General features: G+C 66.4%; 11 protein-coding genes. 4 read left to right on the top strand and 7 right to left on the bottom strand.

Annotated elements, in window-relative coordinates; translation table 11 throughout:
- Window positions 1-40: 40 nt before the first annotated feature.
- Both xerD and AGI3411_RS22070 read right to left on the bottom strand, forming a co-directional pair.
- A complete protein-coding gene (xerD, locus tag AGI3411_RS22075) occupies window positions 41-1024 on the bottom strand; it encodes a site-specific tyrosine recombinase XerD (protein ID WP_129529465.1) in 984 nt (327 codons plus the stop codon).
- A gap of 18 nt (window positions 1025-1042) precedes the next feature.
- On the bottom strand, window positions 1043-1948 hold the full coding sequence (locus tag AGI3411_RS22070) for a LysR substrate-binding domain-containing protein (RefSeq protein WP_129529464.1): 906 nt from the start codon (window positions 1946-1948) through the stop codon (window positions 1043-1045).
- Window positions 1949-2133: 185 nt separating this feature from the next.
- Between AGI3411_RS22070 and AGI3411_RS22065 the strand changes: the two genes are divergently transcribed.
- The 3 genes from AGI3411_RS22065 to AGI3411_RS22055 all read left to right on the top strand — a co-directional run bounded on the left by AGI3411_RS22065 (window position 2134) and on the right by AGI3411_RS22055 (window position 6345).
- The gene (locus AGI3411_RS22065) at window positions 2134-3816 is read left to right on the top strand and encodes a thiamine pyrophosphate-binding protein (RefSeq protein WP_129529483.1); all 1683 of its coding nucleotides are present in this window, start codon (window positions 2134-2136) and stop codon (window positions 3814-3816) included.
- A gap of 130 nt (window positions 3817-3946) precedes the next feature.
- On the top strand, window positions 3947-5140 hold the full coding sequence (locus tag AGI3411_RS22060) for an acyl-CoA dehydrogenase (RefSeq protein WP_129529463.1): 1194 nt from the start codon (window positions 3947-3949) through the stop codon (window positions 5138-5140).
- Between the two features lie 215 nt (window positions 5141-5355).
- Window positions 5356-6345, top strand: coding sequence for a TRAP transporter substrate-binding protein (locus AGI3411_RS22055; RefSeq protein ID WP_129529462.1), 990 nt, complete (start codon window positions 5356-5358; stop codon window positions 6343-6345).
- Window positions 6346-6387: 42 nt separating this feature from the next.
- Here the strand turns inward: AGI3411_RS22055 and AGI3411_RS22050 are convergent, their stop codons facing one another.
- The 5 genes from AGI3411_RS22050 to AGI3411_RS22030 form a co-directional block, all read right to left on the bottom strand.
- Window positions 6388-6831 carry a MaoC family dehydratase gene (locus AGI3411_RS22050; RefSeq protein WP_129529461.1) on the bottom strand — a complete coding sequence of 148 codons (444 nt, stop codon included), beginning with the start codon at window positions 6829-6831 and terminating at the stop codon, window positions 6388-6390.
- Window positions 6832-6900: 69 nt separating this feature from the next.
- Window positions 6901-8130, bottom strand: coding sequence for a benzoyl-CoA 2,3-epoxidase subunit BoxA (boxA, locus tag AGI3411_RS22045; protein WP_129529460.1), 1230 nt, complete (start codon window positions 8128-8130; stop codon window positions 6901-6903).
- Window positions 8131-8184: 54 nt separating this feature from the next.
- Window positions 8185-9612, bottom strand: coding sequence for a benzoyl-CoA 2,3-epoxidase subunit BoxB (gene boxB / locus AGI3411_RS22040; protein WP_129529459.1), 1428 nt, complete (start codon window positions 9610-9612; stop codon window positions 8185-8187).
- 54 nt (window positions 9613-9666) lie between these two features.
- Window positions 9667-11325, bottom strand: coding sequence for a 2,3-epoxybenzoyl-CoA dihydrolase (gene boxC / locus AGI3411_RS22035; protein WP_129529458.1), 1659 nt, complete (start codon window positions 11323-11325; stop codon window positions 9667-9669).
- 143 nt (window positions 11326-11468) lie between these two features.
- Window positions 11469-12377, bottom strand: coding sequence for a helix-turn-helix transcriptional regulator (locus tag AGI3411_RS22030; RefSeq protein ID WP_062683254.1), 909 nt, complete (start codon window positions 12375-12377; stop codon window positions 11469-11471).
- 181 nt (window positions 12378-12558) lie between these two features.
- On the opposite strand from AGI3411_RS22030, the gene AGI3411_RS22025 reads away from it, so the two are divergent.
- Window positions 12559-13029, top strand: coding sequence for a 4-hydroxylaminobenzoate lyase (locus tag AGI3411_RS22025; protein WP_129529457.1), 471 nt, complete (start codon window positions 12559-12561; stop codon window positions 13027-13029).
- Window positions 13030-13050 lie beyond the last annotated feature (21 nt).

Raw genomic sequence — 13050 nt, 5'->3', positions numbered from 1 at the left:
GATGCGGGACAGCTAAAAGAATCGGTGGGGACAGGCGCGGCTAGCCGCGCGGGTGATGCGCCGCGTGCAACGCCTTCAGGCGCTCGCGCGCGACGTGCGTATAGATTTGCGTGGTGGAAATATCCGCGTGGCCCAGCAGCATCTGCACCACGCGCAGGTCCGCGCCGTGGTTCAGCAGGTGCGTGGCGAACGCATGCCGCAGGACGTGCGGCGAGAGCGGCGCGCGGACGTCCGCCAGCAGGGCGTACTTTTTCACGAGCTGCCAGAAGGCCTGCCGCGACATCGGTTCGGCCCGGCCCGTGATGAACAGCGCATCGCTCACGCGGCCCGCCAGCAGCTCCGGCCGCCCGGCCTTCAGGTAGCGGTCGATCCAGTGCGCCGCCTCCGCGCCCAGGGGCACCAGCCGGTCCTTGCCGCCCTTGCCCAGCACCACGCGCACCACCCCTTCGTTCAGGCTCACGTCCAGGGTCCGCACGCCCACGAGTTCGGACACGCGCAGGCCGGTCGCGTACAGGGTCTCCAGCATGGCGCGGTCGCGCAGGCCCCTGGGCTGTTCCAGATCGGGCGCGCGCAGCAAGGCGTCCACCTGCTGCTCGGACAGGGTCTTGGGCATGCGCGGCGGCTGCTTGGCGGCGACGAGCGTCAGGCAGGGATCGCGCTCGCACCGGTGTTCGCGCAGGGCCCAGGCATAGAAACGGCGCAACGCGGCCAGCCGCCGGTTGGCGGTGGTCGCCCGCGTTTCCTCGTGGCGGAAGGAAAACCAGGCCTCGATGTCGCCTTTGCCGGCATCGCGCAGGGGCTTGGCCGGCCCCGCCGGCAGCGCATGCGGATGCGCCGCGTCGCCATGGCGATCGGCCATTTCGCGGGCGTAGGCTTCGGGGTCTTCCAGCCAGCGCGCAAAACCGGTCAGGTCGCGCCGGTATGCGGCCAGGGTATTGGCCGACAGGCCGTCCTCGAGCCATACGGCGTCGATGAAAGCGTCGATATCGGCCTGAGAGGCGAGTGGCGGGCGGGTGTCGGACATGATGGAGGATTCTACGGCTCAGCGCTCGCCCACGCCCGCGGCGGCCGCCTTGAGCCAGGTCTCGAAGAGCTTCAACGCCTCTGAGCGTTCGCTGCGCAGCGGATACCCGAAGTAGTACCCCTGGCTGACCGCCAGCGCCTGCGGCACCGGCATCGCCAGCGTACCCTGGTCCAGCGCCGGCTGCGCCAAGAAGCGCGGCATCAGGCCGACCCCCAGCCCGGCCTGCACCGCCGCCATCACCATGGTGAACAGCTCATAGCGCGGCCCGCCTGCGGCCTGGGGCCCGTACAGACAGCCGTTGGCGCCGTACCATTGCCGCCACGCATCCGGACGCGAGGCCAGGTGCAGATGGGTCATGCCGGCCAGCGCGCCGGCGCCGGGCTCGAGCGGGCGCGCCGCCAGCTCGGGCGCGCACACCGGCACCAGCTCGCGCTCGGGAAACAGCAGCACGCCCTGGGTGCCCGGCCACAATCCGTCCCCGTGATACAGCGCGCCGTCGAAAGGCTGGTCCTTGAACTGGAAAGGCAGCGTGCGCACCGACAGGCTGACCGTGATGTCGCCGTGCTCGCGCTGGAAGTCGGCCAGGCGCGGAATCAGCCAGGTCGTCGCCAGGGTGGGTACCACCGCAATGTGGATGCTGCGGCCCATGCCGGTGCGACTGACCAGGCCAAAGGTGTCTTTTTCGATCTGGTCCAGGTGATGCCGGATGCGGCCGGCGTACTCTGCCCCGTGATCGGTCAGCACGATGCGCCGCCTCACGCGGGTGAACAGCTGCACCCCGAGGCGCGACTCCAGGCTGGCCACCTGCCGGTAGACGGCGCTGTGCGTCAGGGACAGTTCTTCGGCCGCGCGGGAAAAGCTGCCCAGGCGGGCCGAAGCTTCGAACGCCTGCAGGGCGCTCAGGTTGGGAATACCGTTTCTCATGGAGCGGGAACCGTCCTGCCGCCGAGGCTCGCCGCCGCGCGCGGGGGCGCTGCGCTTGCCGCGGCGCAACATGGCATGTCGTGCCGGTGGGTCAATAGATTGTGCAATTTTATCAATTGCATTGTGCGATCGAGGAACATTATGCTCGGATGTCCTAACCTCGGCTCATCATGACTACCACCCCCATGTCCCAGCAAAAATCCCGCCTTGGCGGACACATCCTGGTCGACCAGCTGGTTGCGCAGGGCGTCAAACATGTTTTCTGCGTTCCCGGCGAAAGCTACCTCGCGGTGCTGGACGGCCTGCACGACGCGGACATCAAGGTCACGGTATGCCGCCAGGAAGGCGGCGCGGCCATGATGGCCGACGCCCACGGCAAGCTGACCGGCGAACCCGGCATCTGCATGGTGACCCGCGGCCCGGGCGCGTCCAACGCGCTGGCCGGCGTGCACATCGCCAAGCAGGACTCCACCCCCCTGATCCTCTTCGTCGGCCAGATCGAACGCGGCATGCGCGAGCGCGAAGCCTTCCAGGAAATGGATTACCGCGCCGTATTCGGCACGCAAGCCAAGTGGGTCACCGAAATCGACCAGGTCGAACGGATTCCCGAACTGATTTCGCGCGCTTTTCACATCGCCACCTCGGGCCGCCCCGGTCCGGTCGTCATCGCCCTGCCCGAAGACATGCTGGTGGAAGCGGCGGCCGTGGCCGACGCGCCCCGCTACGAAGTCATCGACTCCGCGCCCTCCGCCGGGCAACTGGCCGATCTGGAAAAGCTGCTGGCCGAAGCGAAGCATCCGGTCGCCATCCTGGGCGGCACGCGCTGGGACGCCCGCGCCGTGCAGCAATTCGCCGATTTCGCGCAGCGCCACGCGCTGCCCACGGCGGTGTCGTTCCGCCGCCAGATGCTGTTCCCCGCCGACCACCCCTGCTTCATCGGCGATGTGGGCCTGGGCATCAATCCCGCCCTGCTCCAGCGCGTCACCGACGCCGACCTGGTCCTGCTGGTGGGCGGCCGCATGTCGGAAAGCCCCAGCCAGGCCTATACCCTGCTGGACATCCCGGTGCCGAGGCAGAAGCTGGTGCACGTGCATCCCGACGCCGCCGAGCTGGCGCGCGTCTACCGCCCCACGCTGGCCATCAATACCTCACCCGCCGCGTTCGCGCAGGCGCTTGCCGGCCTGAAGGCACCCGCCAAGCCCGTCTGGGCGGAAGGCACGCAAGCCATGCGCGAGTCGCACCTGAAATGGAGCGATCCCGCCCCGGTCACGACACCCGGCGCGCTGCAGATGGGCCAGGTCATGGCCTATCTGGAAAAGACGCTGCCAGCCGACGCCATCATGACCAACGGCGCCGGCAACTACGCCACCTGGCTGCACCGCTTCCACCGCTTTACCCGCTACGGCACGCAATTGGCGCCCACCTCGGGCTCCATGGGCTACGGCCTGCCGGCGGCCGTGGGCGCCAAGCGCGTCTGGCCCGACAAGACGGTGGTGTGCTTCGCCGGCGACGGTTGCTTCCTGATGCACGGCCAGGAATTCGCCACGGCCGTGCAGTACGACCTGCCCATCGTGGTGGTGCTGGTGGATAACGGCATGTACGGCACGATCCGCATGCACCAGGAAAAGCACTACCCCGGCCGCGTTTCCGCGACCGCGCTGAAAAACCCCGATTTCGCCGACTACGCGCGCGCCTTTGGCGGCCACGGCGAACGCGTCGAGACCACCGAGCAATTCGGACCGGCCTTCGAACGCGCCCTGGCCAGCGGCAAGCCGGCGATCCTGCACTGCTTCATCGATCCGGAAACCATCACGCCGACCACGACCCTGGAAAAGATCCGCGACGCGGCCCTGAAGGCGCAGCACTGATACGGCAAGGGCACGGCAGGCGCCGGCGGCGCGCCCTGCGCGCCGGGAAACCGGCAGCTTGCCGTCCCATTTATTTTAGGTTTAAACTTTCTAGCATTCCGAATACGGAAATCCATAGCGGAGACCCAGCATGTCCTCGAATCCTTCCTTTCACTGGCAAGATCCCCTGTTGCTGGACCAGCAACTGACCGAAGAAGAACGCATGGTGCGCGACGCTGCCTACGCCTATGCGCAGGACAAGCTCGCTCCGCGCGTCCTGAACGCGTTCCGCAATGAACAGACCGACCCGGCGATCTTCTCCGAAATGGGCGAACTGGGCCTGCTGGGCGCCACCATCCCCACCGAATACGGCGGCGCCGGCCTGAACTACGTCAGCTACGGCCTGATCGCCCGCGAAGTCGAACGCATCGACTCCGGCTACCGCTCCATGATGAGCGTGCAGTCGTCCCTGGTGATGGTTCCCATCAACGAATTCGGCAGCGAAGCGCAAAAGCAGAAGTACCTGCCCAAGCTCGCCCGCGGCGAATGGATCGGCTGCTTCGGCCTGACCGAACCCAACCACGGCTCCGACCCCGGCGGCATGGAAACCCGCGCCGTCAAGACGTCCGACGGCTACAAGGTTTCCGGCAACAAGATGTGGATCACCAACTCCCCCATCGCCGACGTCTTCGTGGTGTGGGCCAAGTGCGTCGGCGGCGACTTCGACGGCAAGATCCGCGGCTTCATCCTGGAAAAGGGCATGAAGGGCCTGTCGGCCCCGGCCATCCACGGCAAGGTCGGCCTGCGCGCCTCGATCACCGGCGAAATCGTCATGGACGAAGTGGAAGTGTCCGATGAGCAGATGATGCCCGGCGTTTCCGGCCTGAAGGGTCCGTTCACCTGCCTGAACTCCGCCCGCTACGGCATCGCCTGGGGCGCCGTCGGCGCCGCCGAAGCCTGCTGGCACACTGCCCGCCAATACACCCTGGACCGCAAGCAGTTCGGCCGCCCGCTGGCCGCCAACCAGTTGATCCAGAAGAAACTGGCCGACATGCAGACCGAAATCACGCTGGCCCTGCAAGGCTGCCTGCGCCTGGGCCGCATGAAGGACGAAGGCACCGCCGCCGTGGAAATCACGTCGATCATGAAGCGCAACTCCTGCGGCAAGGCCCTGGACATCGCCCGCCTGGCGCGCGACATGCTCGGCGGCAACGGCATCTCCGACGAGTTCGGCGTAGCCCGCCACCTGGTGAACCTGGAAGTGGTCAACACCTACGAAGGCACCCATGATGTGCACGCCCTGATCCTGGGCCGCGCGCAAACGGGTATCCAGGCGTTCTATTGATCGTCCGCCGGTCCCGGCAGCACGCAAAGCCGCCCCGAGGGGCGGCTTTTCATTGCCTGGCGCCCGGCCCTGCTTCGCGCATTGCCGTAAGCCCGGATAGCGGCGGCCTTGCACAGGCCGTACGCTTTGCGGCATCGGCCAGGCACAGGCCCAGGCGCTCGCGCGCCGTCCCGAGTGCCCGACCCCGGCTTATCCCAACCGACCAGGAGTCGCGCATGCAAGGCAATCCATCCATCCGCCTAATGGCGGGCATGGCCATCGCGTTCATGGCGCATGGCGCCTATGCCGCCACCACCTTGACCATGGCCACCGAGTACCCGGCCACCTCCATGCCCGGCCAGGGCGTATCCACCTTCGCGGAGCTGGTCCGCGCGAAGACGGCCGGGTCGGTGCTCATCGACGCCAGCTACGACGCCGCCCGGGGAATCAAGTCCGGCGACATGATCGATGCCGTGGAGGCCCGCAAGGTCGACGCGGGCGATGCGTTCGCGGGCGCCCTGGCCACGAAGTACCCCTTGTTCGGCGTGTCGTCCCTGCCCTTCCTGGCGGACTCGCTGTCCAAGGCCCGCAACCTGAACAAGGCCGCACGCCCCGCCTACGAAAAGCTGTTGGCGGCGCACGGGCAGAAACTGCTCTACACCACGCCGTGGCCGGCCTCGGGCATCTGGTCCAAGAAGAAGATCGACAGCGTCGCCGCCTTGAAGAGCCTGAACATCCGCACTTACGACGCCACGTCGCAGAAGGTAATGCAGAAAGCGGGCGCCCGTGCGCAGAACATTTCCTTCGCGGACGCGATGCCGCTGATCGCCTCGGGCGAGGTGAACGCGGTGCTGTCGTCCGGCGACGGCGGCGCGGGCCGCAAGCTGTGGGAACACTTGCCCAACTTCGCCGAGATCAACTACGCCATGCCGATCTCGGTCGCGACGATGAACCTGCAGGCGTACCAGGCCCTGGACGCGCGCACGCGCCGCGCCATCGACCAGGCTGCGGCGCAGACCGAAACCGAGCAATGGAAGCGGATAGACGGCCGCCTGCAGCAGAACTACGCCAACATGCGCAAGAATGGCGTGGCGATCAACACCGCCGTGCCGCTGCCCGTGCGAAAGGCGCTGAAGGACGCAGCGTCGGATTCGGTGGCGGCGTGGAAGGCCGCCGTCGGCCCCGAGGCCGACGCCATCCTGAAACAGGCGGGCAAGCAGCGCTAGGCCACCCGGCGGCATCCGGGGGCCAGGAACCGCTGCGCCTTGCTAGTTGTCGCCGGACAGATCGAACAGGCTGGTCGCGTCCAGTTCCAGCACGCCTTCGTCGTGCTGGTTGTAGACCGTCCAGGCCCAGGTGATGATGCCCAGGTCGGGGCGCGACGACGACGTGCGCACGCCCTGCACCCGCGCCTCCAGGCGCAGCGTGTCGCCGGGACGCACGGGCGTGCGCCAGCGCACTTCGCCCAGGCCGGGCGAGCCGAATGATTCGGAATCGTGAAGCGCCGCATCCACGGCCATGCGCATGGTCAGCGCGCAGGTGTGCCAGCCGCTGGCGATCAACCCGCCCCACCGGCCTTCGGAGGCGCGCTGGGGATCGGTGTGGAACCACTGGGGATCGTACTTGCGCGCAAACTCCAGGATCTCCGGTTCGGTCACGGTAACCGGACCGGCCTTGATGAGCATGCCGTCTTTGAAATCGGCGAACTTCATGTTGTGGTTTTCCCCCCGCAAATGCGATCGGCGCGCCACCGCGCGCCGATCGTCACGCATGTTTCCGGATTAATAGGTCTCGAAATGCAGGCGCCCTTCGCGGCGCAGCGCATCATGCAGGATAGACCAATCCTGACCCGATTGCACCGTCACGTCGCGCAATGCGTCCAGCACGCCCACTTCCATACCCTTCAGGCCGCAGACATAGATGCAGGTATTGCGGTCGGCCAGCAATTCGAGCACCTTGGCGGCGCGGTCCCGGATCAGGTCCTGCACGTAACGCTTGGGCTGACCGGCCTCGCGCGACAACGCCAGGTTGATGTCGATGAAATCGGGGGGAAGCTTCATCAACGGCCCGAAGTACGGCAGTTCGCGCTCGGTGCGCGCGCCGAAGAACAGCATGAGCTTGCCGTTTTCGCCGGCGTCGATGCGCCTGCGGCAGCGCTCCGTCATGGCGCGCATGGGTGCCGAGCCGGTTCCCGTGCAGATCATGATGAGGTTGGCCCGGGAGTGGTTGGGCATCAGGAAGGTGTGGCCGAACGGCCCGATCACCTGCACCTTGTCGTTCTTGACCAGATCGCACAGGTAGTTCGAACACACGCCGTGAGCGGCCGCGCCGGCGTGGTCCTCCGTGACGCGCTTGACCGTCAGGGAGAGGTTGTTATAGCCCGCCCGTTCTCCATCGCGCGGGCTGGCCAGTGAATACTGGCGCGCATGGTGCGGCCGACCCTGCGCGTCCAGGCCCGGCGGCAGGATACCGATGGACTGCCCTTCCAGCACCGGAAACGGCAGTTCGCCGAAATCCAGCACGATATGGTGAATGTCGCTGTCGGTGTCGGCGCCAGTGACGCGGTAGTTGCCGACGACGGTGGCCGTCATGGGCGTTTTGTGCGTATACAGATTGACGTACGGATGCGCGGCGGACCAGGGTGGAACGGCCGCGCCCGGCGCGGCCGGGGCGGCCGGAGCCGGTGGCGGCTCGCCCGCGGCAGCGGGCGATTCCGACCCGGCGGCGATGGGCGGCGCCTGTTCCTTGGGCAGTTCTTCCCAGCCCAGCTGGTCGTGCACGGAATGCGCCTCGGCGCGCGCCACCAGCCGCCAGTTGTCGATGGCGCCCGTGGGACACGGCGGCACGCAGGCCATGCAGCCATTGCAGATGTCCGGGTCCACCACGTAATTGTTGGCGTCGTGCGTGATCGCGTCGATCGGACAGGTCTCTTCGCAGGTATTGCAGCGGATGCAGATCTCGGGATCGATGAGATGCTGCTTCAGGACTTCTGCTGGTAAGGGAGCGTTCATCACAATCTTCCCCATGCTCCGGAAGGCGGCCGCCCACGCGGCCGCCGCCCCGCCTTAGTTGAAACGGACGTACTCGAAGTTCACCGGCTGGCGGTTGATGCCCATGACCGGCGGCGCGATCCAGTTGGCGAACTTGCCCGGTTCGGTGACGCGCCCCATCAGCGACGCAACGAACGCGCGGTCTTCCGGGGTCGGCAGCCATTTGTGGCGGTTGGCCTGCCATTGCGACTCGGAGAGAATCTCGCCTTCCGGGGACATACGGATACCCGCCAGGGTGCCGATCTGGCGGTTGAACGCCTTGTGCGGCACCTGCAGCCGGAACGGAATGCCGCTCTTTTCGATGACCTTGTTCCAACGCCCGATGCCGGCGATCGAATCGCGGATGAAGTCGTCGCGCAGGACTTCGTTCAAGGCATTCAGCATCGGCACCTCGGCCTCGCCCAGCTTGCCGTTTTCCACGGTCAGCACACGATAGGTATCGTTCTTCAGCTGGTGGTCGTCCGTGCGCTTGCCTTCTTCATAGCGGCCCTTCAGGCCCGAGCTGTAGAAGATGGCCGCGTTGGAGGACTGGTCCGCGCCGAACAGGTCGATGGTGACGCTGTAGTGGAAGTTCAGATAGCGCTGGATGGTGGGCAGGTCTATCACGCCGGCCGCGCGCACGCTTTCCGGATCGTCCGTCTTCAGCTGGTTCATGACTTCGCAGGTGCGCTGGATCACCCGGGAGATGCCCGATTCGCCCACGAACATGTGGTGCGCCTCTTCGGTCAGCATGAACTTCGTGGTGCGCGCCAGCGGATCGAAGCCCGACTCTGCCAGGGCGCACAGCTGGAACTTGCCGTCGCGGTCGGTGAAGTAGGTAAACATGTAGAACGCCAGCCAGTCGGGCGTTTTTTCGTTGAACGCGCCCAGGATGCGCGGATTGTCGGCATCGCCCGAACTGCGCTGCAACAACGCGTCGGCCTCTTCCCGGCCGTCGCGGCCGAAGTAGCGGTGCAGCAGGTAGACCATGGCCCACAGATGGCGGCCTTCCTCGACGTTGATCTGGAACAGGTTGCGCAGGTCGTACTGCGACGGAGCGGTGAGGCCCAGATGACGCTGCTGCTCGATCGAGGCCGGCTCGGTATCGCCCTGCGTCACGATGATGCGGCGCAGGTTGGCGCGGTGTTCGCCGGGCACGTCCTGCCAGGCGTCGCGCCCCATGTTCTCGCCGAAATGGATCTTGCGCTGGCCGTCCTGGGGCGCCAGGAAGATGCCCCAGCGGTAGTCCGGCATCTTGACGTGGTTGAAGTGCGCCCAGCCGTCGGGTTGCACGCTGACCGCCGTGCGCAGATAGACGTCGAAGCCGTGCGAACCGTCGGGCCCCATGTCCTGCCACCATTGCAGGTAATTGGGCTGCCAATGCTCCAGCGCGCGCTGTAACGTGCGGTCGCCGGCCAGATTGACGTTATTGGGGATCTTATCGGTGTAGTTGATTCCGGACATCGTCTCGCTCCTGTTCCTTGGGTGTCGGCCGCGCGGCGCGGCGTCGCGGGTCGGTCAGACCCGGTTCCAGTCGAATGCGGCCTGCTCGCCCTTGCCGTAGAGCTTGAGCGCGCCTTTGTCGCCCGCGGCGTTCGGGCGGTTGAAGATCCAGTTCTGCCAGGCGGTCAGGCGGCCGAATATCCGGGTCTCCATCGTTTCCCGGCCGCCAAAACGGAGGTTGGCCTCCAGGCCGGTCAAGGCGTCGGGCGACAGGGCGCGGCGCTCTTCCAGCATCATGCGCACCTCGTCGTCCCAATCGATGCTGTCCGGCGCGAACGTGACCAGCCCCAGGTCCAGCGCATCGGCGGCGGACAGCGGCTGGTCTGCGTGCGCCCGCAAGGCCTCCAGGGGACCGGCCTCTTCATGGAAGCGGCGTTGCAGGCGGCTGAGCCCGTTCACCATGGGATAGGCGCCGAAATTTCGGCTGCCCACCACGACCTGCGCGGGCGCCGATTCGTCCTCGTTGTCCAGCATGTAACTGCGGTCGGCGGCCAGCGCCAGTTCCAGCAGGGTGCCGACGAAGCAGGACCCAGGCTCGATCAGGGCGAACAGGCTGCGGGACGTGACGTCCAGGCGCGCCAGCGTGCGGCGGAGCATGCCGGCCGTTTCCCGCACGAACCAGTGGTCCGCATGCCGCTCGAGCGCGGCGTCGGCGGCCAGGACGCGGCCGGCGTCGCCCGCGGTCTTGAGAACCCAGGTGCCGATATCCAATTCATTCGTGCGCATGGACAGGATCGCGTCATCCAGTTCGCGCGCCATCTGCAGCGGCCACCAGGCGGCGCCAGCCGCCAGGATGTCCGCCAGTTCGGTCTGTACGTCGCCTTCGGGCGCGCGCAGCGTCCAGGTGGCCAGGCGCTTTTCGCGGTCGATGCGGATGTCCACATAGCGGTAGGACAGGCTGTCCGCGCCTTCCGTGCGCTGCAAGGGCGTCAACGCCACGCCCGGTTCGCCCGCCGGGCGGTTGCTGCCTTGCGCCAGCGCCAGCGCGCGCTCGCGCACGGTTTCCTCGAAACGGGCGGGCTTGACCACGTCGTCCACCAGCCGCCAATCCTTGGCCCGCTGGCCCCGCACCCCTTCCACCAGCGTGCAGAAGATGTCGGCATGATCGTGGCGCACGTGCCGCTTGTCGGTGACGCGGGTCAGGCCGCCGGTACCCGGCAGCACGCCCAGCAGCGGCACCTCGGGCAGCGCCACGGAAGAGGAACGGTCGTCGATCAGCAGGATCTCGTCGCACGCCAGCGCCAGTTCGTAGCCGCCCCCGGCGCAGGCGCCGTTGAGCGCGGCGATGAACTTCAGGCCGCCATGGCGGCTGGAGTCCTCGATACCGTTGCGGGTTTCATTGGTGAATTTGCAGAAGTTCACCTTCCAGGCATGCGAGGACAGCCCCAGCATGAAGATATTGGCGCCTGAACAGAAGATGCGCTCTTTCATGCTGGTCACGACCACGGTGCGCACTTCGGGATGCTCGAAGCGGATGCGCTGCAAGGCGTCATGCAGTTCGATATCGACGCCCAGGTCATAAGAATTCAGCTTGAGCTTGTAGCCGGGACGCAGGCCGCCGTCTTCGGCGACGTCCATGGCGAGCGTGGCGACGGGGCCGTCGAACGACAGGCGCCAATGGCGGTACTGCCCGGGGTCGGTCCGGAAATCTACCCGGTTGAGGGTGCTGCTCATTGTGTGTCTCCTCGTACGCCTAATAGGAAAAATACTGCACAACATGAATTATTATGCAGATTAAGGGCAAAAAAAATCCCCGTCAAGCGGGGACATGCAAAAAACTTCCTGTTTCCGTGTGTCTGGCTCGGCGCCTGGCTGGCCTACAGCGGCAGGCCGCAGGCCTTGCGCACCTGCGTACGCAGGCCCGCGAAGCTTTCCTTCACTTCCAGGTTGCTGGTAACCCAGGTCAGATCGGCCTTCGCATAGAAGGCCTCGCGTCCGGCCAGGATGCGCTTCAGATCGGCCATCGCCTCGTTGTTGCCCGACATGGGGCGGAAATCGCCTTGCGCCATGACGCGGCCCATGTGCTCCTCGGGCGTGGCGCGCAGCCAGACCGTATAGCAATGCGCCAGTAGCAGATTCAGGGTGGCCGGCTCGGACACCAGCCCTCCCGGTGTCGCCAGCACCATTTCCGGATAGATCTGCACAGCCTCTTCCAGCGCCCGCCGTTCGTAGCGGCGATACGCATTGGGGCCGTACAGATTGTGGATCTCCAGGATGCTGCATCCCGCCACGCGTTCGATCTCGCGGTTCAGCTCCACGAAGGGATAGCCCAGGTCGTCCGCCAGCATCTGGCCCAACGTGGATTTGCCCGCGCCGCGCAGGCCGATCAGCGCCACGCGCTGGGTGCGGTTGGGCCGCTGCGCGCCCGCGCCCACACCGAACAGTTGCGTCAGCGCCTCGCGCGCGCGCTGCAAATCGGACTCCGTCCGGCCGCTGAGCAGTTCCCGGATCAGCAGCCAGTCTGGAGATTCCGTGGTGACGTCGCCGACCAGTTCGGCCAGCGCGCAGTTGAACGCCTTCGCGATCTGCAGCAGCACGAGGATCGACGCGTTGCCCACCCCATGCTCGAGATTGGCCAGGTGGCGCTCCGACACGCCCGTCACCTGCGACAGGCTCTTGCGGGTCATCCCGCGTATGGCCCGCAAGCGGCGCACCCGCTCGCCCAATGCCACGAGGAAAGCTTCCCGCCGAGGTTCGGATGGCGCCGCGTCTAGCGCTTGATTCATGTTCTGGCTGACTCCGCAAAAACCCTGATAATCGTCGATTTATGCACTATAGTGCTTGACCCAAATCAATGGAAGCACTATTTTTCCATTCAATGAATTCAACTGCCGGTCAGATGCACAGAAACAGCAGTGGAATGCATTCCGCTTTCGAAGCGCCGACAAGTGTAAAGGAGGAGCCACGGTGAGCACGCCAGATCGATTCCATGCCCTGATGCGCGACGTCGCGCGCCTGACGGCCGGCCACGGCCTGGACGCGGGCCTGCAAGCGAAGCTGAATCTCGAAGCCGGCCCGCACAGCAGTCTGTTCCAGGACATCTTCGCCGCCTGTCGGCAGGGCGTGGCCGATGGCTGGATGTGCAGCCGGGAAGGCGGCGGCATCCGCTACGGCCGAGTCATCAAGCCGGCGCCCGACCTGGCGGACTGCTCCGTGGACGTCGTGGATATGGACAGCCTTGCCGGCCCGCAACATGCGCACCCCAATGGCGAGATCGACATGATCATGCCGCTGACCGAAGGCGCCCGCTTCGACGGCCACGGCGCCGGCTGGCTGGTCTATGGCCCCGGCAGCGCGCACCGCCCCACCGTGACCGGCGGCCGTGCCCTGGTGCTGTACCTGCTGCCCGGCGGCGCCATCGATTTCGCGCGTTCCTAGCGCCCGCCGACGCCAACGCTT

Source organism: Achromobacter agilis (assembly GCF_900496965.1).
GTDB lineage: Bacteria > Pseudomonadota > Gammaproteobacteria > Burkholderiales > Burkholderiaceae_B > Achromobacter > Achromobacter agilis.
The sequence above is the reverse complement of the archived record's forward strand: the minus strand, read 5'-3'. Positions and strand labels throughout refer to the sequence as shown.

Bases quoted from the DNA above. Each gene is read 5' to 3' on its own strand.
- xerD (WP_129529465.1), bottom strand. From the start codon at position 1,024: ATGTCCGACACCCGCCCGCCACTCGCCTCTCAGGCCGATATCGACGCT.
- AGI3411_RS22070 (WP_129529464.1), bottom strand. From the start codon at position 1,948: ATGAGAAACGGTATTCCCAACCTGAGCGCCCTGCAGGCGTTCGAAGCT.
- AGI3411_RS22065 (WP_129529483.1), top strand. From the start codon at position 2,134: ATGTCCCAGCAAAAATCCCGCCTTGGCGGACACATCCTGGTCGACCAG.
- AGI3411_RS22060 (WP_129529463.1), top strand. From the start codon at position 3,947: ATGTCCTCGAATCCTTCCTTTCACTGGCAAGATCCCCTGTTGCTGGAC.
- AGI3411_RS22055 (WP_129529462.1), top strand. From the start codon at position 5,356: ATGCAAGGCAATCCATCCATCCGCCTAATGGCGGGCATGGCCATCGCG.
- AGI3411_RS22050 (WP_129529461.1), bottom strand. From the start codon at position 6,831: ATGAAGTTCGCCGATTTCAAAGACGGCATGCTCATCAAGGCCGGTCCG.
- boxA (WP_129529460.1), bottom strand. From the start codon at position 8,130: ATGAACGCTCCCTTACCAGCAGAAGTCCTGAAGCAGCATCTCATCGAT.
- boxB (WP_129529459.1), bottom strand. From the start codon at position 9,612: ATGTCCGGAATCAACTACACCGATAAGATCCCCAATAACGTCAATCTG.
- boxC (WP_129529458.1), bottom strand. From the start codon at position 11,325: ATGAGCAGCACCCTCAACCGGGTAGATTTCCGGACCGACCCCGGGCAG.
- AGI3411_RS22030 (WP_062683254.1), bottom strand. From the start codon at position 12,377: ATGAATCAAGCGCTAGACGCGGCGCCATCCGAACCTCGGCGGGAAGCT.